The sequence below is a fragment of the Lactobacillus sp. CA30L genome (genome assembly GCF_059900845.1).
The window spans coordinates 45630-71705 of sequence record NZ_JBWXGB010000003.1; the positions used below are offsets into that span (position 1 = coordinate 45630).

The 26076-nt window shown below is 42.3% G+C and carries 21 protein-coding genes and 1 pseudogene; 4 read left to right on the top strand and 18 right to left on the bottom strand.

Features of this window, described 5'->3' with window-relative positions:
- Positions 1–38: 38 nt before the first annotated feature.
- The 10 genes from AC2JF8_RS04325 to AC2JF8_RS04370 all read right to left on the bottom strand — a co-directional run bounded on the left by AC2JF8_RS04325 (position 39) and on the right by AC2JF8_RS04370 (position 4907).
- On the bottom strand, positions 39–341 hold the full coding sequence (locus tag AC2JF8_RS04325; RefSeq protein ID WP_500761374.1) for a MazG-like family protein: 303 nt from the start codon (positions 339–341) through the stop codon (positions 39–41).
- A gap of 56 nt (positions 342–397) precedes the next feature.
- Positions 398–1081, bottom strand: coding sequence for a dihydrofolate reductase family protein (locus AC2JF8_RS04330; protein WP_500761376.1), 684 nt, complete (start codon positions 1079–1081; stop codon positions 398–400).
- Between the two features lie 35 nt (positions 1082–1116).
- Positions 1117–1431, bottom strand: a complete 315-nt coding sequence (locus AC2JF8_RS04335) for a carboxymuconolactone decarboxylase family protein (RefSeq protein ID WP_500761378.1) — start codon at positions 1429–1431, stop codon at positions 1117–1119.
- Position 1432: 1 nt separating this feature from the next.
- The gene (locus AC2JF8_RS04340) at positions 1433–1849 is read right to left on the bottom strand and encodes a cupin domain-containing protein (RefSeq protein WP_500761380.1); all 417 of its coding nucleotides are present in this window, start codon (positions 1847–1849) and stop codon (positions 1433–1435) included.
- Positions 1839–2267, bottom strand: a complete 429-nt coding sequence (locus AC2JF8_RS04345) for a MerR family transcriptional regulator (protein ID WP_500761382.1) — start codon at positions 2265–2267, stop codon at positions 1839–1841. The genes AC2JF8_RS04340 and AC2JF8_RS04345 overlap by 11 nt, the downstream gene beginning before the upstream one ends.
- A gap of 131 nt (positions 2268–2398) precedes the next feature.
- Entirely contained in the window at positions 2399–3013 is a 615-nt protein-coding gene (locus AC2JF8_RS04350; RefSeq protein ID WP_500761384.1) for a Type 1 glutamine amidotransferase-like domain-containing protein, read from the bottom strand.
- Between the two features lie 50 nt (positions 3014–3063).
- Positions 3064–3276 (bottom strand): DUF3923 family protein, encoded by a 213-nt coding sequence (locus AC2JF8_RS04355; RefSeq protein WP_500761386.1) that lies wholly within the window; start codon positions 3274–3276, stop codon positions 3064–3066.
- A gap of 82 nt (positions 3277–3358) precedes the next feature.
- Entirely contained in the window at positions 3359–4183 is an 825-nt protein-coding gene (locus AC2JF8_RS04360; protein WP_500761388.1) for a YdcF family protein, read from the bottom strand.
- Positions 4184–4240: 57 nt separating this feature from the next.
- Positions 4241–4702 (bottom strand): hypothetical protein, encoded by a 462-nt coding sequence (locus AC2JF8_RS04365; protein ID WP_500761390.1) that lies wholly within the window; start codon positions 4700–4702, stop codon positions 4241–4243.
- Entirely contained in the window at positions 4689–4907 is a 219-nt protein-coding gene (locus AC2JF8_RS04370) for a helix-turn-helix transcriptional regulator (RefSeq protein ID WP_500761760.1), read from the bottom strand. Before AC2JF8_RS04370 ends, AC2JF8_RS04365 begins: the two co-directional genes overlap by 14 nt.
- A 555-nt stretch (positions 4908–5462) precedes the next feature.
- Between AC2JF8_RS04370 and AC2JF8_RS04375 the strand changes: the two are divergent.
- Positions 5463–6335, top strand: a pseudogene (locus AC2JF8_RS04375) (alpha/beta hydrolase).
- A gap of 121 nt (positions 6336–6456) precedes the next feature.
- Here the strand turns inward: AC2JF8_RS04375 and AC2JF8_RS04380 are convergent.
- The 6 genes from AC2JF8_RS04380 to AC2JF8_RS04405 form a co-directional block, all read right to left on the bottom strand.
- Positions 6457–7479, bottom strand: a complete 1023-nt coding sequence (locus AC2JF8_RS04380) for an aldose epimerase family protein (protein ID WP_500761392.1) — start codon at positions 7477–7479, stop codon at positions 6457–6459.
- 49 nt (positions 7480–7528) lie between these two features.
- A complete protein-coding gene (locus AC2JF8_RS04385; protein ID WP_500761394.1) occupies positions 7529–9055 on the bottom strand; it encodes a GDSL-type esterase/lipase family protein in 1527 nt (508 codons plus the stop codon).
- A gap of 2 nt (positions 9056–9057) precedes the next feature.
- A complete protein-coding gene (locus tag AC2JF8_RS04390) occupies positions 9058–10614 on the bottom strand; it encodes an MFS transporter (RefSeq protein ID WP_500761396.1) in 1557 nt (518 codons plus the stop codon).
- 3 nt (positions 10615–10617) lie between these two features.
- Positions 10618–12300: a polysaccharide lyase family protein gene (locus AC2JF8_RS04395; RefSeq protein WP_500761398.1), complete on the bottom strand. Its 1683-nt coding sequence runs from the start codon at positions 12298–12300 to the stop codon at positions 10618–10620.
- 124 nt (positions 12301–12424) lie between these two features.
- Complete coding sequence (locus AC2JF8_RS04400) at positions 12425–13345, bottom strand: ROK family protein (protein WP_500761400.1); 921 nt, start codon at positions 13343–13345, stop codon at positions 12425–12427.
- Between the two features lie 16 nt (positions 13346–13361).
- Complete coding sequence (locus tag AC2JF8_RS04405; RefSeq protein WP_500761402.1) at positions 13362–15845, bottom strand: hypothetical protein; 2484 nt, start codon at positions 15843–15845, stop codon at positions 13362–13364.
- Positions 15846–16214: 369 nt separating this feature from the next.
- Between AC2JF8_RS04405 and AC2JF8_RS04410 the strand changes: the two genes are divergently transcribed.
- Complete coding sequence (locus AC2JF8_RS04410; RefSeq protein ID WP_500761404.1) at positions 16215–17765, top strand: MFS transporter; 1551 nt, start codon at positions 16215–16217, stop codon at positions 17763–17765.
- A 71-nt stretch (positions 17766–17836) separates the two neighbouring features.
- On the top strand, positions 17837–20875 hold the full coding sequence (lacZ, locus tag AC2JF8_RS04415) for a beta-galactosidase, LacZ type (RefSeq protein WP_500761406.1): 3039 nt from the start codon (positions 17837–17839) through the stop codon (positions 20873–20875).
- A gap of 156 nt (positions 20876–21031) precedes the next feature.
- On the opposite strand, the gene AC2JF8_RS04420 is transcribed toward lacZ, so the two are convergent.
- Complete coding sequence (locus AC2JF8_RS04420; protein ID WP_500761408.1) at positions 21032–22978, bottom strand: M13-type metalloendopeptidase; 1947 nt, start codon at positions 22976–22978, stop codon at positions 21032–21034.
- Between the two features lie 223 nt (positions 22979–23201).
- Here AC2JF8_RS04420 and AC2JF8_RS04425 point away from each other — a divergent pair, with 223 nt between their 5' ends.
- A complete protein-coding gene (locus AC2JF8_RS04425; RefSeq protein WP_500761410.1) occupies positions 23202–24779 on the top strand; it encodes an ATP-binding cassette domain-containing protein in 1578 nt (525 codons plus the stop codon).
- 186 nt (positions 24780–24965) lie between these two features.
- Here the strand turns inward: AC2JF8_RS04425 and AC2JF8_RS04430 are convergent, their stop codons facing one another.
- Positions 24966–25967 carry a hypothetical protein gene (locus tag AC2JF8_RS04430; protein ID WP_500761412.1) on the bottom strand — a complete coding sequence of 334 codons (1002 nt, stop codon included), beginning with the start codon at positions 25965–25967 and terminating at the stop codon, positions 24966–24968.
- Positions 25968–26076: the final 109 nt, after the last annotated feature.

The following is a 26076-nucleotide window of genomic DNA, read 5'->3' on the forward strand; positions in this document are numbered from 1 at the left end:
GTTATTGTTATCGGGTTTGGCGGTGCAGGCGGTATTGGTCACTCGCCCTTTAACGTCTTCTTACCGTCCTTGTAGATGCGCGCCTCATTGACCTTCATCTTGGCAGTAATGTCCTCGCCCAGGTCGCTACCCAGCATCTCGGCGATGCAAAGCAGGAAAATGGCGACGTCCGCCAGCTCCTCGTCGATGTTGGCCTGGTCGCGCTTGGTCCAGGCCTCGAAGAGCTCGTTGACCTCGCCGTACAGCCGCAGCAATTCAAACTTCACGTCACCGGTGCTGAAATTGTGCTTCACCTTGTTGGCGATGACGCGCTTTTGCAGTTTTTCGGTATCAATAATCATTTTTATCTCCTCACGCAGCCCGCCATCATAATGATGACTAGCAAGCCTTTTTTGGCCTATTGCTTTTTAAATATCAAGTGTACCCCGCCATCGGCCAGCTGCTTGACCTCCTTGATGGCAAATGTGTCATCAACGTATTGGCCCAGGGTGTCAAAGGCGGCCTTTTCATTGGCATCCCCACTAACATGCGGTGCGATTACCAGAGAAATTTCGTCAACCAGGTGATTTTTCAAGAAAACACCGTCAATAACAGCGCCGCCGCACACAGCCAAGGTATCAATGGCAAAGTGCTGCTTCAGCTTGATCAGCACCGCGCTTAGGTCAAAGTCTTCTTCACCGCTAACAATATAGGGAATATCCATTGACCGTAAAAAGGCCAAATATTCTTTGGTCGCCTGCTTAGTGACAACTTCGAGCGCATGCATCCTGTGCCCGTTATACTCAAAGTAATTCTTGGTCCAATTACACTTGCCCTTGCGATCAAAGGAAACCGACCAGGTTGCCGACTTAATGTCAGGAAGCCAGTCTTCATAGGTGATCCCCGCCGTCGGATACTTGCTCAGATCCGGATGGCCTGATGCTGCATACATCTGAATGGTGTTGCGACCGTTCCCATCGGCATTGCTCAGGTTAAACAGCTCGTCTGAATAATATGTACTGGAAACACCGCTGCCATAGGGTCCATCGATCTTGCCATCAATTGAAACGTACATGTGGACAATAACCTTGCTGCGCTGCATTATTTTTCTCCTTTATATTAACCTTTATTTTTACACTATTCACCGTAAATTTCCTTGGCATAATTCATCGCCGACCAGGCCTTAGGCCAACCTGCATAAAAGGCCAGGTGGGTAATTAGTTCCACCATTTCTTCCCTGGTAACGCCATTGGTCTTGGCAATCCTCATGTGGGTCTCAAGCTGCGGCACGCCCTGCGTCAGCAGGCTGGCAACGGTGATTAAGCTGCGGTCACGGGCTGACAGTTTGTCCTCACGAGACCAAACCTCGCCAAACAAGACATCATCATTCAATTCGGCAAATTTAGGGGCAAAAGCACCCAGGTTGTCGCGACCTGCTGTTTGTTTTTTCATATTATTCTCCTTGATTGACTTGTTCATATTCCTCATCTGTCACTGCTTCCAGCCACACGGGGGTCCCGGCGGTAATGGCCAGGTGCGCAAACCAGCTATCCTTGGCTGCACCATGCCAGTGCTTGACATCATTGTGCACAACCACCACGTCTCCCGGATGCAGCAGACGGGCGGGCTGGCCCCATTCTTGGTACCAGCCTTCGCCGCCAGTAACCAGCAGAATCTGAAAGCCATCATGGTGCTGGTGCCAGTTGTTGCGACAGCCGGGTTCAAAGGTAACGTTGCCAACACCGACATTGAGCTTGGGATCATTAACTAGGTTGGCCAAGTAGCTTTTGCCGATAAAGTCTTCGGCATAAGCGACATTTTCCTCGCCCAGGGGAAAAATCACCCCGTTTTTCACTTCTTCATTTTTCATTTTTGTCTTCCTCCTCAAATTGTTGCAAATACTTGGCAAAACTGCCTTCATTACAATCGTGCAGCTTGCCTTCATACCAGTCGATCTTATGGGTTAAAACCCTTAAATGCATCTGCATTTCCTGAATCTTGGATAGGCTGTTGGCCCTGACCTTCTGCAGCAGGGCCTGGCGCTGGGCAATCGTCTTATCGCCGCAGCTGCGCAGGGCAACGTATTCCTTGATTTCATTCATGCTCATGCCACAGCCCTTGAGGTGCAGCAGAAAGCCCACCCACTGGATATCGTGTTCGGTATAGTAGCGTTGCCCGTTAGGACGGCGCTGCGGAATGATTAATTGCTCATTTTCATAATACCTGAGCGTATAGGGGGAAAGTCCCACCAACCGGGCAAATTCACTAATTTTATACTGCTTTTCCATAACTCACCTGCCTCAACTTGCCGCATGGTTTGCACTAATCATATTCTTTAGAGTTAACTCTAAGTCAAGTGCTTTTAGCTAAAAGCACCAAAAAAGCGTGCACGTTGGCACGCTCTTACTCATTCTCTTCCCTATACAATGCGGTAGTCTTCATTATTAACAATAATTGCCTGACTGTTGTTAAGCACTACTATCTTTAGCTGATTCTGGTAAGCCTCTAAGGTTGCTTTAGCTGTCTCTTTGAAAGGCTCCTCATTAAGGTGGGGCAAAGTATAAAAGTCTGTCAGTCTAAAGCCGCTATAATCAGTTAATTCCGGGGCAACCGCGGAGTCATCCATAATTTTATTATATTCAATACTGGGGGCCATAACTATTGCACCAGCGGACTCACCCACGTAGGGCATGCCCGCAGCAATCCGCGCACTAATCAAAGGTAATAGGTCTTTCCGCTTCAGTTCCTGCAAGAGATAAAAAGTGTTGCCACCCGTAATAAATAAAAGTTCGGCTGCGGAAAGCTTTTTGACAACACTAGTCAATGATTCGCGCGTAATATCCAAGTCGTTTACCCGATAGCCTAAATCTATTAGGGCCTGCCGACCCTCATCGATGTAACCCGTATAATCTTCGACGTTGCCGGCAGTCGTAATAAACGTTACTTCTTTAGCAGTAATTTGGTTTTCTGCGCTAAACTGCTTAAATTGCGGAATGGTTCCCGCAAAATATGACGTTAAAAATATTTTTTTCATGAATCTTACCCGCAACTAAAATCAGCCTTTCAATTGATTACTTTTTAAAGTCATCTGCTTTTTTTCATAATCAAGTAAACGACAACCTCAATAAATAAAACAAAGAGAATAAACGCGCCCAAAACCACCAGCGAAACAGTCCTATTGCCCAGCGTATTGGCAACACCCGCCCCATCGTACTTTCTAAACCAGATTATGGCAGCCATTAACAGGAAAATGATTCCTAAAATTGTATTTACTATTTTCCATTTCTTGTTTTTCATATTGGCCCTCTAATTTAACAAGTCGTAACATAATATTAAAGCAGTTAATTTCACTATATTTTACCACAATGTGCCACTAAATTTAGTCATCCGGCAGCTGCTCGCGGTAGGCCCCATTGGCCCTGCGCTCGCTGATGCCGACTTGTTCGGCCAGATAACGATGGGCGTTAAGAACGCGCGGCGGCACGTCGACGTGGGCAATGAAGCCGGCGCCCCGGGGGCCGTAGCCTTTAGCCGTGTCGTGCAGGCGCGGAATCTCGCCCATGAGCAGGGTGACGTAGTCGGCCAGCGACCACATGCCCAAAGGAGCTGAGTCAAAACACAGCTGGCCGTTAGGCGCAACAACCTTCGTGCGATATGCCGCGTAGTTGACCAGCCTGATGTCCGGTTTCACTTTGGCAAAACCGGCTGCCATCCGCCTTTGCATGCTTGCATCCTGGATGATGCCGAGCGTCTTCACCGCAATGCCGCGCTGGTCAAAGAGCGCCAGGCTGCTAGTCACATTGTTGCCGCAATTGGTCGACTTGGTCTCAAGCACAAAGTCCCCGTCACCATATTTTGCGTCTAAGAATTGCGCCAGCATCTCGGCCTCGCTCGGTTCACCCGCGAAAGTCAAATGCGCCTGCCGTGCCAATTGTTCCTGCAGCTTGGCCGTTGTGTGGCCGCGGCCGCCGGCAATCATGTAGTGGTCGGCCACCCCCGCCTGCTTGGCTTCGTGCAGCAAGACCGCACCGGCCAGAATGCTGCCGCCAAAAAGAATTAGACCGTCTAATTTTTCCTGGCCTGTTGCCCGGCGAATTTCCTCCGGCGTGAGGCGCAAGACATCGCGCACGCCTAGAAAGGCGGCCAGTTCATTAAGGCTGCCAGCCACACGTCTCGCGGTCGCCGGCGTAAAGGCAAGTTTCATTCAGACACCTCCTTGAAATGAAAATTACAGCAGAAACTTATTTTGGTCTACTACTTTTTAATTGCGGTAGTCGTTAACAAAGTACAAGACCAATTCAATTACAATTAACAAATTCCATAGTGCTATCAACACTACAGCAATTGCAATCAAAACGAATGCCGTGTAACAGGTAGTGCTTTTTTGGAACAAGATAACGCCCCCCGCCAGGAAGCCATAACCCAGAACAAAAAGCATCGTATCCGTAATCTTAAACAATTGCTGCTCGGTCTTCATGCTGAGGTACTTGTTCCGCTCATCGGCATCAAGGTCTTCGCTCGTGCCCACGTCCTTGGCCGCAAAGTAAGTGCCCAGCGTGAACACGACGCTCAGGACGAGCCAGACGAGGTCTTTTACGATATATGGCCAGGCAAGATGCCTGAGCATGTGCTGGCTCAGCAGGAACAACTGGCCGGCGGTGCAGAGCATAAAAAACACGGTCTCGGCGTAGTATCGCAGTTTTCTCTTCTTATTCTTCGTCATTTTCCACATACTCCTTTAAACAAAATAGGGTTTCGATATCGGTAGCAAAAACCTGCGCTAGTTTGTAGGCCAAAACGATTGATGGCTTGTACTTGCCCCGTTCAACCGAGATGATGGTGCGCTCGGTCACGCCCGTTTTTTCGGCCAAATCGCGCTGCGTCATGCCCCGTTCTCTTCTCTTCTCTTTAACCAGGTTTTTGATGATTCCACCTTCCCCTCAATATGAAGCATACTTCATGTAGTTTGTTTCATATTTTACCGGAAAATTTCCAAAAAGCAAGACCTAATGCAGCAAGTAAATTGTGGGTTTATATCGCAAACTAATTAGACTAAAATTATTTATTAAAAACGCAAGCCGTTATCAGTTCAAGAACTATTATTATCATGCGGGAACGCGTTAAGGTATTCGTCGTAGAATAAATTGGACCTAGGTCGACAAATCATTGCGGCAGCGATTGATGAAATCTTTAAACGATGCCTGACACCAATAAAAATTCAAGCCCAAAATTAATGGGATAGTTTTATGCTTATTTTGGGTTCCCCAAGATTTCTAGCGTCTATTAAAAGTCAATGTTCCGCGTGCCAACATGGTTTTTGATAAATGCTAAATCCAATTTATTAACAAGAAAATCTAACTGGAGGAAATATGAAAACACTAAAGAAAGTATTCAAACGCACTCTTATAACGATTATCAGCATAATATCAGCCGCATTCATAATTTTATTTGGTGTTTCACGCTTATATTATCAACGCTCCTTGATGGCAACAGTCTCTGAATTAGTTTTACGCGTTGCCCTACCCAGCCAATCAGCACAGCAAGAAGACACGCGCCTGCAAAAGCTAAGTCAAAAACATGAACCGCCATATGCATTGCCTAGTAATTGGAAACCGCAGACAAAGATTAGCAAAATTACAGTGGCGGGAATTCCAGTCTACCGAATTAATCCCCAGGCTACAGGTAAAAAGGCAATGCTTTACTTGCACGGCGGGGCCTACGTCAACCAGATTTCTGCTTTTCACTGGAAAATGCTAGGTAAGGTTGCCGCTGCTAGCAACAGTCAGATCTGGGTACCAATCTACCGTCTTGCTCCCTATGCCACCTGGAAACAAGGGTATGCGGCCATTGATGCCGTCTATCAAACGATGGTTAAGCGTTGCCCTAATAAAGAAATTGCTTTAGCAGGGGACAGTGCAGGTGGAGGCTTTGCCTTGGGACTAGCCCAAGACTTCATGCACAAGAAAATCAAGCTGCCCCAGCAGCTAATCCTCCTGTCGCCGTGGGTTGACATTACCCAGTCGAATCCAGCGGAACAAAAGTACCAAAAAACGGACCCGATGCTAAAAATACCTGTCTTAAAGGTTGATGGCCGATACTGAGCAGGCAGGTTATCTCCTCACAATTACCGCTTGTCGCCAATAAATGGCAAAATGGCAGGCCTGCCTAAAACAACTATATTTACAGGAACGCGCGAAATCTTTTATCCCGATGAACTACAATTAACCCGCAAATTGCAGCATAATGCTGTCCCCGTTACGCTCCATGTGGGCCATAATTTAAACCACGTCTACCCGGTCTATCCCACTCCAGAAGCAAGCCGAGCCCAGCAGCAAATCATTAAATTGCTGAAATAAAGATTAATCGCAACGGCTTCGCTCATTGCCAGCAAAAAAGCCGTATTCAGACTTAGAATCGGAATATGGCTTTATTGAATTGATATCGTTTTATAAATCTAAAGATGCTTTATTCCCAAAATTAATATTCAATTTTCCAATTAATATTTCGAGAAAATTTTTCGCCTGGCATTAGAACAATCGCATCCAAATCATGTCCCGCTTGAGGAACAGATTGCGCTTCAAGTGTCACGCCATCATGCTGTCCTAAGTCCCGTGCAACGCCACGGTGGTCAAAATCATTTGCTGTATAAACAACCACAGCCTGCGCATCTGTAGTCATCGTTAGCTTTCTTTTAGTCTTGTTTGACAATAAAATTGCTGCAGGATTGCATCCGTTTAGTATGAATGGATGATCTAACCCATTGCGTACTGCAATTTGTTTCTCACCTTTACCAGTAATCACATCCCCTAATCGCTGAAAGCGGCGAAAATCAAAAATGCTGCCATCTACTTTTTTAATACCAGTAGGAATGGTTTCATTATCAAGTGAAGCATAGTAATCAGCATTAATTTGTAAACTTAAATCTTCAACATTCTCGCTAGGACCATCAAGCCTAAAATAAGTGTGGTTAGTGGGGTTAAACAAAGTGATTTTATCGGTATAAGCCGTGATATTGCACTGCAAGTTATTGTCGTTGTCTAAAGAGTAAGTAGTAGAAATTTTCATATTCCCCGGATAATTATTCATCCCATCAGGATCAAGCAGCGTAAAGCACACACTAGCGCTGCTACGATCTCTTTTTATTTCAAAATTCCAGGGTCTGTTGTCAAGTCCTATTGGGCCACCCCCATGAAGAGAATTTTCATTATCATTTAGTGGAAATTGTACAGTTTTATTTCCACATTCCCATTTTCCGTCTTTTATTCGACCAGCTACTCTACCAATCGTAGCGCCTAAATAATTCCTCTCCTTGGCATAATCTTCCGGCCGAGCAAGGGACATAATGATATTTTCTCGACTATTAGCAGTTGGTAACTCAAATTTTTCCAAGGTAGCACCGTAGTTAAGAAGCTTCACCCTAACACCATTATCATTAATCAAGATTATTTCATACAGAGCTTTATTTCCTAAAATACCATATTTATGTATTTGCGTTTTCATGTGCAAAACCTTCTTTATTAATAAATCAAACAAATATTCATATCAATCGCTATTGCAGCTTAATAATCGCTTTATCAGGCAGTGGCTTATTATCATGGTATGGAATAATCACGAATTTTTTATGCCCATTTTTTTCGAAAGAAACATTGGGATTAACGCTTGTTGCCAGATACTGCCTTTCTTCATCACAAGATTCAATAATATAAAAATCGGCCTCTTTGACCCTTGGCCAACTTAGACGAATCAAATTATGCCGGTGATCCACTAATGGTCTAAAATCTTGGTTAAATTCCCGGTCAGTAAAATACGACGATCCTATTAATTGGTATAGTTGTTTAGCTATGATTTTGCCAAGAATAAAGGCACCATAATCACTAAAATGAGTTGTATCATATTTATCATTATCCAAATTCGGAAAATCAGCTTTTTTAACTTGTAAATAAAGAGCGTGCGCACCATTAAATCCCAATTCATTTAACAGCTCAGTTGATTCTTTACCCAGGTCAATAAAAGGTATCTGCTGCTGCTTACTTATTGTTTGCATCACCTTTCGGTATTCTTTAAAACAGAGTTTAAATTTGAGCTTATCTTTATCATACTTAAACTGAGCAGGTGGCGAAACCAATACAGGCTTAGCTCCTCTTGCTGTAGCACCATCAATATATTGTTGCAAGTACTTAGCAAAGTTAATTGGTGCAACGTACCGGTCAGGTCGATAGGATGTAGCGTCATTATCGCCGAACTGAACGAGCAAATAATCCCCCGGCCTAATATCTTGTAAAATTGCTTCTAGTCTGCCTTCATAAATAAAAGTTTTAGAAGACCTAGCTCCAATTGAACGATTATCAATAAAGGCCTTTTCACAGTCATAGCGAACGGATTGGGGGTAAAAGGAAGATTGCCTAAGTTCTGCAAAACCACCTTTCACTTGATGATATAGCTCGGCTCCCCACCCTGATTGGGGAGCTTCTTCTCCGGAATAGGTCTGTGCAGTTGAATCAGAAGCTATATAAATTCCTAATTTGTCTGTTTTCTTTTTTAATGGCAGCTCTTCTAAATTTAAGCGGCTTAACCATAAATGTGTCTCTCTGCTCTGACTTAAGCTGGGCGAACAAACATGATTAATTATGGATAAGTCAAAAGTGTTTACCGATAGAGCAATATTCAGTTGTGCATGTATCTGACCATTAGCAGGAACCAGAACTGTTTTCTCGTTAATCTGGTTAACCATAATATCCACCTGATTATCATCTTCACTGTCATTGCTGAGGAGCAAAGAAAGCCGATAATTTGCAATATCTAAATCTAAAACCAGGTGAAGCGTTTCAGCATAAACATTATGTGCACGCGTTTTGTTGTCCCCATGTAATGCTTCACCCTCTTCATGCCATGATTTATTAATCAATTTCAAACCAAGCAAATCTTTTTGAACAATGTAATCTTTTTCAATATAAGCTGTTCTAGGACGATACACACCGCCTTCCCAGCCAATTGCAGGCTTTGGGTAGCTCCAAAAATAGTATCTTGCTTCAATCGAAAAATCGTTTTGTTGAAAATCAAGCAGGAAGCTTTTCATAGTCAATATTCATCTTCTATCTTTTTAGCAATGTCCATAACATTATTATTGCCCCAGCATTTTTCGTAAGGCATACCAGTTAAGTTTTCAACTACAGCCTTCGTTTTTTCCGTAACATTCTTTTTGGAGCCACCATTCCGCAAGCGTTTAATTTCTTGCAGGATGATTTTATGATTCTCTACGTTCAATTTGCAAATATAAGAAAAAACAATCCCTAGAAGCAATAAAATAATTGGAACTATACAATATAAAATCAGTAGAGCGTTAATAGTAGCAGGCGACTGTACCTTAACACCTGCTTTGAAGCCAGTGACTTGCAAAATAACACCAACAATCAAAGTGAACAGAGAATCTAAGATTGTATCGATAGTCGTATTAACCCCAGCGTACTCGCCTTCACGTCTTTTGGCGGTAACCATTTCATCCACATCAGGCAAAAAAGTAAATATATATTGCGATGAATTAACAACCCCAGTAATGCCAAAATTCAGCGCTATCATAGCAGCTATCCACCACATATTCAATTGCGCAGGCTTAATAACTGCCAACATAAAGATACCAATAAAGACAATAATCGCTCCCCACGCACCAACACGATATGAAACCATGCCATTCGTTTTTGACTGCAGCCACATAAAGAAAAGCAAAAATATGATGCCAAAGAAATAGCCGGCGCTTGTCGAAACGGCCACTTCAGTAGGACTTAGAAGCAGGACAAAAATAATAAAGTAAGTATTAATATCACCGCGAATAGTCCGGAATAATTCTTCACATTGCCACATCAATAAATATGTCCAATATGATCTGATTCTAATTGCACTAACAAAATTCCAAAAAATATTGATCAAGCGCCGCCACAAACTCAATTTATTATTTTCTAAAATAGTTGATTCATCTACCGGTCGCTCATAAACGGAATTATAAAAAACAATCAACATAATTGTTCCAATAACATCATAGACAACCGCTGCAATGAGAAAACTATTGGCATTATCTTGACCACAAAGCTTGAAAATCCAGGCAATAAATAAAGAAGCGAAAATTCCAGAAGTAGCTGCCCCTGCCTGGTTAAATCCAACTAGCTGTGCCCTCTGACCTGAGTCCTCGGACATTTCAGAGGTTAGGGTCAACTGCGACGTCGATAGCATAGGCGTCACCAAAAAATAGAGTAAGAAAAAGGCAAAATATAACAGGCGTGGCATTCCCGGAATCCACATTAAAATATATGTAATTGCTTTTAACGGAATCCCTATCAAGAACATTGATTTTCTTCGTCCATGTTTCCGGCCGAATTTTGTTTGATACAACCGATCTGAGGCATAGCCATAAATTGGCGTTATTGCCGCACCAATAATTTTTGCAATTGTAAACATTAGGGTAACAATTACAATTGGTATTTTCAAAAATGTTGTATAGTAATACATTAGCCAAGTAGTGATCAACGTAATCATCACATTAGATAGTTGAAATGCTGAAAAGCCTAACTTTCTCCATAAAGGTATTTTTGTTCCCTCACCCCCCATTGAAAGATGGCGCGTATCATTCTTGCTTTCACTCATCATTTATCTCCTTAATGCTGCTAATTTTTTAACCAAAATTATGGTGTCATACATCAAATAGCCATTAGTAGTTATACTTACAACGTTATCATTCAAAATTTTATCAGCAGGTATGCTAATCTTCCATAAATGATGACTACCACTTTGCATAGCCGATCGATAAGCAGCTCTATCATTTGGAAAAACACGTGTTGAAATCAAATTATTATTCAGCTTAATGCTTGCTTCACACCCATCATTATTTTCCATGTTTTTTTGGGTCGTTCCAGCAAGAGAAATTTGTAGCTCGTAATTTTGTCCATCAAACTGTATATCTTCTTTGCTAAAATGAACTTTCCATACACCACAATCGTTTTGTAGATAATACCAATCATTAGCCTGATTAACATAATAATCCAAATTTGACGGCACCAAATCTTTCCAGCAATAATTTCTAAGTTGATCGCTGAATTTCATACCAGCTGTGGTATGTGTGCACAAGCCAATTTGCCAGATTGTCTCTGTTTTGCGCTCAATCCTGAAAGTATTTAAGTTTGCATTATTATTAATTATTATTTCTTTTAGTAAGCGAACTTCTAAATCATCAGAAAAATTTTCATAAGCATATAAGAAATATTTATCAGGTCGAATATTAGTTAACCTGAATTTTCCTTCATTATCGGTATCTGCATAATATACAAAATTGGACTTTTGATGATCAATTGGAATGCGCTCAATGCTTGTATTCGTCAAAATCACAGTGCAATTCTTTTTATTATATTCAGAAACAATCTTCCCGGTAACAGTATACAGTTCGTTAGGATACTCTCGTTCACTAATCCAATCATAAGGCCACGCCTTTTTTTCAAAAGCAGCCCGTTTTTTCACATCCTGGATATCTCCGTGATTAAGATAAATACACCAAGGGCCATACATTTTTTGAAAATCAGGTTTTACTTCAGTTATACCTTTGCCAAAATGCTCGCTGATTAGATAATTCAAAGTAATAGCATCATAATGAACCATCAAGTCCTGATTTAATGGACCACATCCATAAGCACTTTTATCAGGCACAATAACCCAAAAACCTAGCCTCGGACTATATTGACCCCAAAAATCTGTATCCTTGAAATAGCCCGCATAATCATATTTTGAATAAACCACACTACTATCATATAGGGATCCATATTTCATCAAAAAAGTTTCATCCTGCAATTTCTCACCTTGCAACATGAGCGAAGAAGTCGGTTGCACGCCCATTCTTACACCATTGTAAGCAATGGGAAATAAAGAACTATTTAAGCGATAAACCGTGCGTAACTCGTTAATATGAAAACTTGTTTTGCTGTTGCTCCAAGCTTTAACGTAAAAATAAATTCCAGCATCGCTATCTTTTACAATAACATGATATTCTAAGCCTAATTGTCCGGTATCATCAATATATGCAAGGTGAATACGCTCTTCAGATTGTTCAATTATTTTGAGCGAGGTAGGATGCAGTCTAATTGCCTTAGCACCTATATGATAGTCACAGTAGAAACTATTATATTTATCAGGATCATCTGGTTCCCCAGTTAAGTTTGCAAGCAGTTCGCTGCCTTCATACCTTAGATGGCTAACCTTCCCCTCATCATCAAATGAGATTTTTATCACTCCATTACCAATTTCAGCTTCCTTAGAAGAAGCACCTCTTAATTTTAAGCTCAAATGCGTTTTCACCTTAATTCACCTGCCTAAATAAAAAGGGGAGATAAAGTTCCACCTCTATCTACCCTTTAAAATCAGATCAAACAATATTTATAAATTTTAAATCAAGATAGCACTTTAGTAATTAACTAATTGCTCTACTTTTCAAGACCAATTTTGCTACACCTAAAATACCAGCATCATTGCCAAGAGCTGCCAACTTAACTTCAGTAAAGTTTTGATTGCTAGAATAAATATATTTATTCATCGCTTGTTCAACTTTTGCCCTGAGAAATTCGCCAGCATTGGAAACACCGCCACCGATAATTACCTCTTCAAGATTTAAAACATTGACTACATTTGCTATAGCTAAGCCTAAATAATCGCAAGCCTGATTAATCACATTATTTGCTGGTATACAGTCTTGTTTAGCCAAATCAAATACGTCTTTTGCTGTAATAGCTGTGTTATCGTCATTGATCTCCTCTTGGTAGAGCCGCACTACTCCCGTAGCAGAAGAAAATACTTCTAGGCAGCCTTTATTCCCACAAGTACATTCAGGGCCCTTGGAATTGACAATAACATGTCCTAATTCTCCAGCAGCTCCAGTTCCACCGTGGATTAGCTGATTGTTTATCACAATACCTGCTCCTACACCGGTACCTAGCGTGACGTATAACAAATTTTTGGCGGTGCCAGATCCCTGCCATTGTTCCCCAATTGCTGCAGCATTAGCATCATTTTCAACTGCTACTGGTACATTCAAACTATTGGCAAGTGGCGTAATAATGTCAACATTATCATTCCAGCCTAAATTATTACAGTCATATATCTGCCGCGTATTTAGCCGTACAGAACCGGGGATGCCTAATCCAACTCCTAGAAGTCGGTTATTATTAGCCACATGCTGACGAATTTCACGAACAATGATTTTCATCGTATCCATTGGATCTGTTGTAGAAGGTGTCATAATGGACCATTTGCTTCTGATTTGACCACTTTTAGTAACCATTCCAAACTTAATAGTAGTCCCGCCAAAATCTATACCAATTACAACATTTTCCATAGTTGCCTTCCACTCATCATTCTACAAAGTCACCAATTTTTAGGTACTTGACATTATCAGTTGCTACTTCTTGATCATCAACCAATAGTTTTTTTGGCTCAACTTTAAACAAGTGCTCATTTGTCTTAACCGTATGCTTAACATCATCTACTTGATAGCGCTTAAGCAATTCGTCTTCTGAAGGAAGTTTACCATCTACAGTAAAGCAGGTAATAAACACAGAGTGCTTTGTGCCATCACTAATAAATTCTCTGTTAGTTTCTGGACCAAATTTAGTCAATTTAATCGGATTAGAAAAATGAATGAAACAAGCAGAATTGCCCTTGCGAAATGCTACCCAATTTTTACCAACTAAATCCTCATCGAATTCCCAAAATGGATAATACATATGAATAAACGGAAAATCTTCTTTGGTCAATCGATAAGTCATGAACATATAGTTATCGTATTGATTAATTTGTGGTTCCCTATTATTTCCTGCCCAATAGCTAGGTTTATGATCCCCACTGTATTTATGCTCACCTGGATTAGTTATCCAAATGTTATTAATCATACCCTTTAACGCCACATTCATATTATGTTGCTGAACCCCGTGCTCGTCAACCTGATAGTTAATTACACTTGCCATTGCATATTCTGGCGTCTTGTAAATATATGAATGAGCATGGTTGATTCCTTGAACATATTCAAATTTCATTGGCTTCGATGGCACAAATAATTTACGCAGTTTTTCGTTCGGAACGTAGTCTGAAAGCGCAAATGGTGCAGCATCCCGCAAAGCATCATTAAAGCAGCCGATATCAAAGGCTACCTTTGATAGACTGGCAATCTCACTTAAAGAAATATTTTTCAAATTGTGTTCATAAACCCGGCCATAAGTTGAGGCGTAATTTTTGCCAAATGAATTGATGGCAATAATTTGGAAGCAAAAATCCAACCCCTTCTTAGCGAGCGCCTTAATGCTTTTATCTGGTGCGGCATTGTATAAACTAAAGAAACCAATGAGGTCAATCGGCATATAGGTTAAAGAATTCCATTCCGCCAACCCATACTTGAAAAACTCATCAAACCAGTCCTCAATTTGCTTTTTACCTAGTTGATACTGCTCTTGTCCACTATGCTTGCTTACGCTAAATTCTTCATTTTGGTATAGATATCCAGCAAAGTAGCGTGCAATATGAAAGAGCAGTGCATGATTTTCACTAAAGTACCACATCACGTCATTACCGGGTTCATCAATCCAATATCTAAATTCCAAGCATGTTTTTCTTAGCGTTTCCTTAATTGAATCTGGTACTCTATCAGGATACTTGATCAAGAAGCTAAGCAACGGTGCCAAAATAAAGTCCGAACAGTCCCCATGATTATTAACCAGATTGAGCGCGCTTTCCAGCTCAAAAGGCAGCTTGTGACCCTTTGTGTAAGTGAGCGGCTTGCCTAAGTACATCTTAACCATGGCAATATTAACATCATCAAGATTTTGTTTAGCATAATATTCAAGTGCTTGTTTTTTACGTTCTTCAAGCGTTCTGCCGGTTATTACATTCTCATAGTTTTGCGTATTGTAGACAGTTAGCCTAATAACTCTAGTAACCCAAGAATTATCTGACAATTTAATGCCGAATTCGACATTGGTAAGTGATGCAAACTGGAAGTCATAAGTATTGCCCATAATGTAATCATGAGCACCCTTGGTGATTTCTACTTTACGATCCCCTTGCTTAAATTCAGTAATATTGCCACTTTGCATATCGCCATATGGGTCTTCTGCCGGCGGATTAAACCGGATTCTCAAAGTGGTATTTATTGGTGAATCAACAAAAAACTTAATGTCGTCCTTGTCATAGTAGTCCTTCAAAAAGCAAATTGACGCCAATGCATCCTGAGCATTTGCAATATCTGCAGCGTCTTTTACAGGAATATGACCACGCAAAGTTTCATTGCTTAAATTGATCATCGAGAAGATGAAGTCTGCATCTCTTTCTGCTAGATCATCAAAATAAACAACGATTTCATTGCTACCCTTGTCCAAAGACAATTCAATATTTTTAGCCTTGGTAGTATTTCTCGTATAGTTTTTATAAGTTGCCTCTAAACGGTCGTTAACCCAGATTTTCATTCCGCCTGGAGTTGAGATTTGGAAAGTAATTTCTTTCGACTCATCCATATCTATATAAGTTTTAGCCCAGCATCTGAGAATAGTTGGCACTGGTACGTCAGTAGATAAAGTAACAAAATCATCTTCAAAGCCAGAATATACTTTAGTATAGTCAATAGTTTGGTCTAATTTTTGATTATCAATTACTTTGTGAGTTAAAAAATATGCTCGACCTGGATACTCATTATCAATACCCTTCATTTCGTATTCATATGGACTCGGGCGAAGACCCTCACGAAACTTCCGTGGCGAAACCGTTGTTTGGCGTTCATAATTGATTGACGATAACAAAAAATCCGTTAAAGATTCGTTTTTTGAAACTGTATATTCCTTAGAATCCATTAATACTTCTCCTAACTTTATTAGCAAGATCGATGGAACCGCTCCCACGTTTAAAAATTTACCACAGTAATTTTTATAAAACAACTTAACATTTGTTGTTTTGGACTATACCAATATGACAAAAAATAATAGCTTCTAACCCAAGCAATAACTTATTTTTAACATGTATGTTTTAGACCACTCTTTCAAATTTTTTATTGTTTGATATAGCCATTGTTGCTTATAAATTCTTACGTGTCTTTTAACAAATATATTTTTTAAAAAAACTGGTTTTTTATAGCATTTATGTTTACAATACATATCGGAACCGCTTCCTAAATGTTGAATCACTTATTGATTCTTACTAGATTTAGGAGCACTTATTTAAAAATGAATAAACTTTCAAAACGAATTTATACAAAGCGAAAAATCACTCTTTGGACAGCCATATGTTATGGATTAACAGATTTTAGTAGTGGTGGCGCACAAGCCGTTCAATCGGCGTGGATGCTGTTCTTCTTTACGTCATTCTGTAATTTATCGGCTACACAAGGAGCCTCTATTATAGCAATTGGCAGCTGGGTAACTGCTGTTTTTGGCTTAGTAGCAGGTGGAATTACTGATAATTTTTACCACACTAAACTGGGCAAGATTTTTGGCAGACGCCACTTCTTTCTGATTTTTGGTTCTCCATTTATTCTTTCTTATATTTGTTTATGGTTTGGTGGCTTGAGCTATTGGTACTACTTCTTTGTTTACTTAGCATTCTTGTTAATTCAGCAAATGATCACTGTGCCATATTCAACTTTACCAAATGAAATGACGACTGATTTTAACGAGCGGACGCTGCTTTCTACAACAAGATTAGTGTTTGCTGCATTTTCTAACTTCTTTGCAAATTTCATCCCTGCGCAATTGTTTAAAGTGTTCGGTCAGCACAGTGCTATGGCACTGACTCTCAATGCTGTTTTCTTTGGTGTTGTATACCTATTCGGACTTTGGCTTACTGCCTTTAACACCTGGGAAATGCCGGTTAATCAGGTTGAAAGCGTTGCTGAAAGAGAAGCAGAAAAAAATGGATCATCCAGTGAAAATAAACCTAGAGGTTCGTTCTGGAAAATTCTTGGCCGGCAGTTGTTAGACTACATTCGTGTCTTTCGGGTTAAATCCTACACTCAACAAATCTTGATTTACCTGTTATCATTTACTGGTTTTGACGTAATGAGTATGGTCTGGACATATTATGTTGTCTTCTGTCTACATGGCACAGCCACAACGGCTGGTTACATTATGTCTTTTGCCGGCTTTGGCTTTATTGGTACTTTGCTTGGTGGCTGGGCTGTTGTGAAATTCGGGCCACGCAAGATTTACGGCATCACTTTAGGAATAGATTTGATTACATTTATTGTTCTCTATACTTTGGGTAAATTACAACCTAAAAATGCCTTTGTATTGTTATTCATTATGATGATGCTCTTCATCATTTCAAGAGCTATTGACTGGTTCCTACCTTGGAACATGTTCCCATTTATGCCCGACTTAGGTGAATTACTTAATGGTGAGAATAAGGCTGGTACTTTCCAGGCAGTCATCAGCTTCGTACGTGGTCTTACTTCTGGCCTATCTGGTATTTTTATTGGTATGTATCTTGACAACAACGGATTTGTTAAGAATGCAGCTACCCAGCCTGTTGCAACGCAAAATGCAATACTAAATGTCATTCTATTTGGTTCAGGTGCTTTAATTCTCCTTGCATTGCTTATTTCATTTGGTTACAAGCTAAATAAGCAAAGTCATACAATTATTATCAATGAAATTGCACGACTTCGGGCTGGTGGCTCTAAAGCAGATGCAACCGAAGAAGTTAAACGCACCACCAAAGAAATCATTGGTGTGGACTATGACAAGGTTTGGCCTGAAACAGAAAAGACAAACAATTAATTTTTACTAGCTATTAAGGCAGGAAACTTTTCCTGTCTTTTTTGATAAAGCATTAGGAAAGTGTAGGCATTATGAGTACAAGAACACAAACCCCCAATTTAGATTGGCTAAGCGATCCTCAGGTTTTTGAGGTTAATCGTATGCCAGCCCATGCGGATTTTGAATTTTACAAAAATCCAACAGAACTTGCTAAAGAAAAAACCAGTTTAAAGCAGAGCCTAAATGGTACTTGGAAAGTACACATGGCTTCAAACTTGTCAACAGCACCATTAGATTTTTACAAAAACAGCTTTAATGACAGCGGCTTTTCATATATCACGGTGCCTGGCCAACTAGAGCTCCAGGGATATGGCAGCCCAATTTACGTTAACACACAGTATCCTTGGGACGGACATGAAGAATTGGTGCCACCTGCCATTCCTCAAAAATCGAACCCAGTAGCTAGTTATGTCAAACAATTTCAGCTTAGCGATAGTTTTGAAAATAAAAAAGTGTTTTTATCATTTCAAGGCGTCCAAACCGCTTTTTACGTTTGGTTAAACGGAAACTTCGTGGGATACAGTGAAGATTCCTTCACCCCAAGCGAATTTGAAATTAGTGACTATTTAGTCAACGGTACCAATCGATTAGCCGTCGAGGTTTTTAAATACTCCAGTGCCAGTTGGTTAGAAGATCAGGATATGATTAGATTATCTGGGATATTTCGTGATGTATATCTTTATGCTGTACCAAAGACCTATATCAAAGATTTAACTTGTCATTCTGAACTTAGCACTGATTTATCTGAGGGTACTTTTAGCATAACAGCCGATGTTGAAAATTGGGATGCACAAACTCGATTTCATTTACAATTAATGGATTCTGCTAGTACAGCTGTAGTAGATCGTACTCTATCCTTTGAACAATTAAATCAGACAAGTTTTAGGCTGTCTGAACCTGCCTTATGGAGTGCTGAAACACCCAACTTATATCAAGCAATTCTTAGTATTATTGATCATGGAAACATTATTGAAACAGTTTCTACAAGAATCGGTTTTAGACGATTTGAGAAAAAGAACGGCATTATGCTTCTTAATGGTAAAAGAATTATTTTTAAAGGTATTGATCGCCACGAATTCGACTATCGCTTTGGACATAGTATTACTAGAGAAGATATGCTTTTTGACATCAAATTTATGAAACAACACAACATAAATGCAGTCAGAACCTCACATTATCCCAACCAGACACTTTGGTACAAGCTTTGCGACCAGTACGGTATTTATGTGATTGACGAAGTTAATCTAGAAACTCACGGCTGTTGGCTACAAATAGACGATTTAGGAGACTACTGGAATATACCCGGAGATCATCCTGAATGGCTGCCAGCTATCATTGATCGCAATAATTCCATGTTTCAACGAGATAAGAACCATCCGGCAATACTCATTTGGTCTTTGGGAAATGAATCATATGCTGGCAAAGATTTAGTCGAAAGTTCTAAGTGGTTTCATAAACACGATCATTCGCGCTTGGTACACTATGAAGGCTTCTTCAGAGGCGGAGCGTACCAAGAATTTTCAGATATGGATACCCAAATGTATTGGAAACCTCAAGATTGCGCTAAACAATTAAGAGAGCATCCTAATAGACCATTTATTCAATGCGAATATATGCACTCGATGGGAAATTCTACTGGTGGCATGAAGCTTGATACAGATCTCGAAGATAAATATCCTAATTATCAAGGTGCATTCATTTGGGATTATATTGATCAAGGACTTTTATCCCTCGATCCTAATGGAAAAAAATGCCTTTCTTATGGTGGCGACTGGGATGATCGTCCAAGTGACTATGAATTTTGTGGTAATGGCATCCTTCTTGCAGACCGTACCCCATCACCCAAAGCAGCAGAGGTTAAACAAAATTATTCCAACATTAAAGTTAAAATTGACAGCAATGGTTTTTCCGTAAATAACAAGAATCTGTTTGTAACCACCGATGGCCTGGTTTTTGTTGCCAAAATATTAAAAAATGGCCATTCAATGTGGCAAAAAGACTTTTGTTTATCAGTTAATCCAGGTGAAAGCCTATATCAGCCTTTAAACTGGCTACAATCTCAAGGCAAAGATGATAAAAACGAATATGTAGCTGAAATATCAGTTCAACTTAAAAACGATACAAAGTGGGCTAACAAGGGGTTCGAAACATGTTTTGCCCAACAGATACTCAAACATTGCATTTTGCCGGATTTTTCATCTTCTCGCCAAGACAAACTCCATTTAGTCATTGGAAGTACCAATATTGGCATAAACGGTGAGAACTTCAGCGTACAATTATCAAAAGCACATGGAGGCTTGAGCTCATATAAATACAATGGTCAGGAATTTATTTCTGAGATTCCTAAAACTAGTTATTGGCGTGCGCTTACCAATAATGACGATGGCTATACTGCTGGTTTTGAATCTGGAGAATGGCTACTGGCTGGTAAGTATCAAAAATTAGTAGATACTCAAATTTCATCAACTGCTACAAGGGTTACTGTCACCTTTAAGTTTCAACTAAAATTGCCTGTAGAAGCTTACAATACTATTGCTTATGCTATTACCCCAGATGGTGCAGTGACTATCTCAGCAACTTATCCTGGTTATAATAATTTACCTAATATTCCAGCTTTTGGTATAGATTTTAGGTTGCCTAAAATCTATGACAATTATATGTTTTATGGCTTCGGTCCTGATGAAAATTATCTAGACCGTGATAATGGCGTCAAGCTAGGCATTTACAGCGGAACTGCCCAAGATAACTTTACGCCCTATTTAGTACCGCAGGAAGCTGGAAATCATCGTGAAACACGCTGGCTAACCGTGACTGACAATGAAGGTCATGGTCTGAAATTTACCGCGCTTAATACTCCATTTGAACAAAGCGTTTTACCATTTAGTGAATATGAGATTCAGAATTCACGTCATCAATATGAGTTGCCACGACCATATTGTACAAGGGTGAGAATTCTTGCTAAGCAAATGGGAGTTGGTGGAGACGATTCTTGGGGTGCCCCTGTTCATCCTGAATTTCAAATTAAGGCTAACGAAGCCCTTCACTTAAGCTTTAAGCTAGAAGGATTTTAGTCAAGCAATTTAAACTACCCGGTTAGTCAATAATCGTTAATTTCAATGAATTAATCTGCAATAAAAATAAATATGTTTTTATAAGAATAAAGACCTCCCCTCACAGTACAACTTACTGGAGGGGAGGTCTTTTAACTTTCATCTGTGATTATCTTTTTACCAAACCTTGACCCGTTTTTCCGGATCCAGCCACATGCCGTCGCCCGGCTGAACGTTGAATGCCCGGTAAAACTCATCCTGGCACTGCACCTGGACGTTGGTCCGCGCTTGTGGAAGCGCATGCACGTCCGTTGCGGCAAGCATTTGCAGGAATTCCGGCTTGGCATTTGTCTCCCAGACGCGAGCGTAGTTTTCAAAGAGGGTGCGGCTATTGCCACCCTCCTGCTTGTTGGCCTCAACGGCAACGGTCAAGCCCCCCTGGTCGCCAATATTTTCGGAGACGGTCAGCTTGCCGCTTAACTTCGCCTGGCCGATTTCGACTCCATCAAACAGGTCCTCTTCGGCCTTGATGCGCTTGTTAAACGCGGCGAAATCTTTAGCACTCCACCAGTTTTTCATGTTGCCTGCCTCGTCAAACTGCGCACCGTTATTGTCAAACGCGTGGGAAATTTCGTGTCCAATCACGCTGCCAAAGCCGCCGTAGTTGGCCGCGCGGTCCTGGTCCAGGCTGTAAAACGGTTTTTGCAGGATCAGCGCCGGGAAGGTGATGTCGTTGGTCTGCGGATCGTAGCAGGCGTTCGGCTCGACGGCCGACATGACCCACTTAGTGCGGTCAACCGGGTGCTGCAAGTCGCCAAAATTATCCTCGATTTTGATTCGTTTATTGGCCTTAACGTTAGCATACAGGGTGCCCCCCTCTTCGGCCGGGATCACCTCAAACAAATCATAGAACTTCTGTACCTTGTCCGGGTAGCCGATCTTGAGCACCAGGGTGTCTAGCTTCTTGATTGCCTTCTCCTTGGTTATATTCGAGAGCCAGGTATTGGCCCTTAGGCGTTCCTCGTACACCGCAATCATGTTCTTGACAATCGCGGTGGCATCGGCCTTGGCCTCCCGGCCCAGGTAGGTTTCGCCGTAGTACTGGCCGACCACGTCGTCGAACATGGCTTTGGTCCGATTATAGGCAAAACGCTGGTCCGAAGGCAGCGCATCGATGCCAAACATCGCTTGGGTCAACGGCAGCGCAGCTTTTCTGAACTGGTGCGACAGGTAGTTTGCAGCATCATTGATGAAGCGGCCAACCAGCCAGCCCTTCAATGCGGCAAAGTTATTTTCATTAAACAAATCATCAAAGTGGTCCAGGTATTTCTGCTCGCCGACGATTATCAGCGCGGTCTTGTCAAGACCCGTTTGTTTAAGCAGCGTGGCCAGGTCCAGGTTGTGGCTCTTGTTTGCAAACTCCGCTACGCTCACGGGGTGGTAATTATTCTCAACCTGAGCGTTGTATTCGGCCGTGTTATAAACTTGCGCCATGCGCTGGTCCAGCTCAACGGCGGCCTTGGCATAGCCGGCGGCCTCTTCTTCCTCGACGCCCGCCATCGTCAATAATTTCGCAGTCTGCTTCTCCCAAATACCGAGCAGCTGCGCGGTCTTGTCATCCTGGTAGTAGCTAGGATCACGCAGGATCAATTCCTGCCGGTTAAAAACCGTCACGTTCAGCTGCGCGTTTTTGAAGTCGGGAGCGACCTCAAACTCAAAGGGCAGAACGTACTCAAGCAGCAACTTCTTAAGGTTCTTGTTGACGTCCGCAAGGCTGGACAGTCCAGTTAAGAATGCCAGGTCGTCCTTAATGGGCGCAGTACCATCCTCATCGCGCTTCTGTGCATTTTTCGCCAGTTTGTAAATGGCCACGGCCTTGGCAAAGTTCCTCAGCGCTGGGAGCGGCTTCTTGCCAGCGGCAAAATCATCGAAGTCCTGGAGCAGATGCTTGCGCACCTGCTGGTCGACCGCATAAAAACTGCTAATCCACGGTTCATCCGCGGGAACGGGATTATCGTTCATCCACTTTGAATTCACGGCCAGGTACAGGTTGTCCTGCGGGCGAGCATCGGTGTTGGGCCTGGTGCCGTCGCCTGCACCGCCACGTACATTAAATTTGATCATTTTCTTTCTCCATTTTTTAATATTTTATTTATTTTAATATAGCCTTTTTAGAGAAGATTTGGCAAAAAAGTCATATTCGACATTTTTATGTGCTTTTGCATGGATTCACATACCCTTTTAAACACATTGGACACAAAATTCAACGTCAGCCTGTTGCACTTTTTTATTTTTATGATATATTTAATAAAAATATCATTTTAATGGGGTCAGAAAGCTGCTTATTATGTCGTTAAAATTTGCTAACAAGGGCAAGTTGGCGCTTTACGTTCTCTTGGCCTGCATCAGTAGCGGTGGCAACGTTGTCATCGCCTACGTCACAAAAATCATGCTTAACAGTGCTCAATACCACCACGGTACTTTGGGCCAATTGGTCACAATCGCACTAATCGGTGCCGGGGTTCTGCTTGCAATAATGTGCACTAACTTTGCCTACCGCTATATTCGCTGTGACATTGTGCGCGATATTAATGTTGCAATTAAAAACAAAACCATCCGCTACCTGATCGAACAGCAGGCTGATTCGCAAAAGGACGGTTTGAACTTGATGACCAATGACCTGAAGCAGATCGAGGCCCTCAAGATTACCAACGAGTTGATGATTATTTCCGAGGCAATCGCCTTTTTGGTATCAATCATTACTGGTCTGGCTAACTCCTGGCTGTTGACGCTAATTTTCGTCGTTACAACGGCAATACCCGGCTTTGTTCAAAAGTTCTTCATCAAGAGCATCCAGTCCAAGTCGGCCGCCTGGGAAAATAGGAATGCCGACTATACCCAGGCCGTAGCTGATGCGATTAACGGTTCTAAAACTGCTGCACTTTATGATATTCAAATTCCCGTTGTTTCTTACGTCATTAAGCAAGCCCGGCAAATGGAAGATGCTTTAAGAGCATTAAACTATACTCAAGGAGCAGTATCGACGATTATCATTACAGTTGCCGATATTTTTAGCTTCATTGTTCCCTTCCTCGTCGGTGCCATCTTGATGTTCAAAGGTCAGATTGGGGCCGGTACGCTTGTGATGATTGTCCAACTATCAAACGACTTTATTAACCCCGTGACGATGATTTTCGACCAGTTAAACCAGATCAGGTCCACCAAGCCGATGTGGGATAAGGTTGAACGGGCGCTTAACTTTAAAACGCCAGCTGATCGGCAAGAAGAGCCCCAGACTTTTAATGAATTGGTTGTCAGCAACTTAGCCTACAAGAAAAACGGACAGGAAATTTTTGCCGGCGTCAGCTTCACCGTTAAACCTGGGGAAAAAATCATGCTGATGGCGCCCAGCGGCTGGGGCAAAACCACCCTGCTGCGCCTGCTTGTCGGTCAGTTGAAGCCCACCAGCGGATCAATCAAAATTGATCAGGAAGATATCGCCGGCGACTGGAACAACGCCCACGACTATTTTGGCTACATCAACCAGAAACCCTTTATCTTTGACCGCGATTTAGCCTTTAATATTACCTTGGGCAAAAGCGTTGCGCCGGATAAATTAACCGCGGTCTTACAAGAGGCGGGTCTATCCGCTTTAGTAAAAGAAAAGGGCTTAGACTACCAGGTCGGCCAAAACGGCAGCAATCTTTCCGGCGGTCAGATTCAGCGAATCGAAATCGCCCGGGCCCTGTTGGCTGAACGTCCTATTCTATTAGCCGATGAAGCCACCAGCTCGCTAGATGCGAAATTATCGCTGCAGATTCACCGGATTCTTTTGCAGAACCCCGAGGTGGCCGTGATTGAGGTTGCCCATAAGATTTCCGCGCAGGAAAAAGGCATGTTTGACAAGATTCTGTATCTAAAATAAGACACCCCCCCTTAAAAATGGCCTGCGCAACATTTCCTTTTGCCTAAGCTCGCACTAAAAAAGGCCTGTCCTTCTAAGTTCTTCTGAACCTGAAGGGCAGGCCTTTTAGCATTTAAATCATTTTTTTAAATTTGCTTTTGCTCAAACTAACTGTCATTGTCCGTATTTTCAAGCATCCAACTAGTTCTATTCGGCGTCAATCTGGTAGATGGCCACCTCGTTGGCCTCGCGGTTGGCCGCCAATAGATATTCCTGGCCATCCTTTTTATAAACGGTGGCGTTGCTGGGACCCAGACGCGTGCCCAGAAGGTCAGCGGCAAGCTTGTCATCTTTAATCAGCTCCAGGCCCTGCGTGCCGGCACGCCAACCAAACAAGAAGCAGTTCTGCCCCCTAATCGCGCCGCCCCAGATGGCGTGGCCAAAGGGCGTCTCGGTGGTGCTGACCGCCAGCGTGTTGAAGTTAGTGTCATACAACCGCAGGTGTGGGCCGTGGAAGCCCTCAATCGCTAGGTACTCCAGCTGCCCGTCATTGTTAATGTCGACTGCCGCGATGTCCGACGTTTCCCGCTGGGCCAGCTGGTGCAATTGCCAATCATGCTCCCGGGTTGGGTGGTCCAGGCGGAAAATACCCTCGGCACCGGTGATCAGCGAGTAGCCCGTCATGCGCTTGTAACCGTGATTTTTCGTGATCCTGACGGGCAGTGCCCGCAGGTCGGTAATCTGGCCTCGTTCATCGTAATAGGTGCCGACCCAGACTTTACCCGGATCGGACCAGTCGTCTGTATATTTTTTGGAGTTGGCAATGGAACAACCAACGTACCAGTAGGCGTCGCCAGCCGCCGGAATGATGTCGAAGCGGTGAATATAAGGAAATTCACCCACCACGGTCTGGTCCCAGCCCTGGCCGTTGAAGGACCCCTTCACGATGCGGCAACGCAGCGAGTTGAAGCCGGGATAAAAGCGCTGCGTGGCCAGGAAGTTCAGCGTGCCCGGAACGGGAACGAGCGTCATCGTGCCCCCGACGTCCGGCCAGACAACGGTCCTCTTAAACGCATTGTCCAAATCATAGGCATAGCACGGCTGGTTTTCTTCCGAGGCCACAATCACAAAGTCGCGGCCGCAAGCACGCAGACGCATAATCGCGTAACAATGATCCAACCGGTCACTAAAAATCTTGCTAAATTCCATTCTTTTTCCTCACCAATCACTTTTGCAAACCCCCACGGCTAATGGCCAGCAGGGAGCTTTGCTGCAACATCAACCCGGACGAAAGGCATGGAAAGTCATGCCTCGAGTA

Coding starts and splice junctions, on each gene's coding strand:
- AC2JF8_RS04325 (WP_500761374.1), bottom strand. CDS start 341: ATGATTATTGATACCGAAAAACTGCAAAAGCGCGTCATCGCCAACAAG.
- AC2JF8_RS04330 (WP_500761376.1), bottom strand. CDS start 1,081: ATGCAGCGCAGCAAGGTTATTGTCCACATGTACGTTTCAATTGATGGC.
- AC2JF8_RS04335 (WP_500761378.1), bottom strand. CDS start 1,431: ATGAAAAAACAAACAGCAGGTCGCGACAACCTGGGTGCTTTTGCCCCT.
- AC2JF8_RS04340 (WP_500761380.1), bottom strand. CDS start 1,849: ATGAAAAATGAAGAAGTGAAAAACGGGGTGATTTTTCCCCTGGGCGAG.
- AC2JF8_RS04345 (WP_500761382.1), bottom strand. CDS start 2,267: ATGGAAAAGCAGTATAAAATTAGTGAATTTGCCCGGTTGGTGGGACTT.
- AC2JF8_RS04350 (WP_500761384.1), bottom strand. CDS start 3,013: ATGAAAAAAATATTTTTAACGTCATATTTTGCGGGAACCATTCCGCAA.
- AC2JF8_RS04355 (WP_500761386.1), bottom strand. CDS start 3,276: ATGAAAAACAAGAAATGGAAAATAGTAAATACAATTTTAGGAATCATT.
- AC2JF8_RS04360 (WP_500761388.1), bottom strand. CDS start 4,183: ATGAAACTTGCCTTTACGCCGGCGACCGCGAGACGTGTGGCTGGCAGC.
- AC2JF8_RS04365 (WP_500761390.1), bottom strand. CDS start 4,702: ATGACGAAGAATAAGAAGAGAAAACTGCGATACTACGCCGAGACCGTG.
- AC2JF8_RS04380 (WP_500761392.1), bottom strand. CDS start 7,479: ATGAAAACGCAAATACATAAATATGGTATTTTAGGAAATAAAGCTCTG.
- AC2JF8_RS04385 (WP_500761394.1), bottom strand. CDS start 9,055: ATGAAAAGCTTCCTGCTTGATTTTCAACAAAACGATTTTTCGATTGAA.
- AC2JF8_RS04390 (WP_500761396.1), bottom strand. CDS start 10,614: ATGAGTGAAAGCAAGAATGATACGCGCCATCTTTCAATGGGGGGTGAG.
- AC2JF8_RS04400 (WP_500761400.1), bottom strand. CDS start 13,345: ATGGAAAATGTTGTAATTGGTATAGATTTTGGCGGGACTACTATTAAG.
- AC2JF8_RS04405 (WP_500761402.1), bottom strand. CDS start 15,845: ATGGATTCTAAGGAATATACAGTTTCAAAAAACGAATCTTTAACGGAT.
- AC2JF8_RS04410 (WP_500761404.1), top strand. CDS start 16,215: ATGAATAAACTTTCAAAACGAATTTATACAAAGCGAAAAATCACTCTT.
- lacZ (WP_500761406.1), top strand. CDS start 17,837: ATGAGTACAAGAACACAAACCCCCAATTTAGATTGGCTAAGCGATCCT.
- AC2JF8_RS04420 (WP_500761408.1), bottom strand. CDS start 22,978: ATGATCAAATTTAATGTACGTGGCGGTGCAGGCGACGGCACCAGGCCC.
- AC2JF8_RS04425 (WP_500761410.1), top strand. CDS start 23,202: ATGTCGTTAAAATTTGCTAACAAGGGCAAGTTGGCGCTTTACGTTCTC.
- AC2JF8_RS04430 (WP_500761412.1), bottom strand. CDS start 25,967: ATGGAATTTAGCAAGATTTTTAGTGACCGGTTGGATCATTGTTACGCG.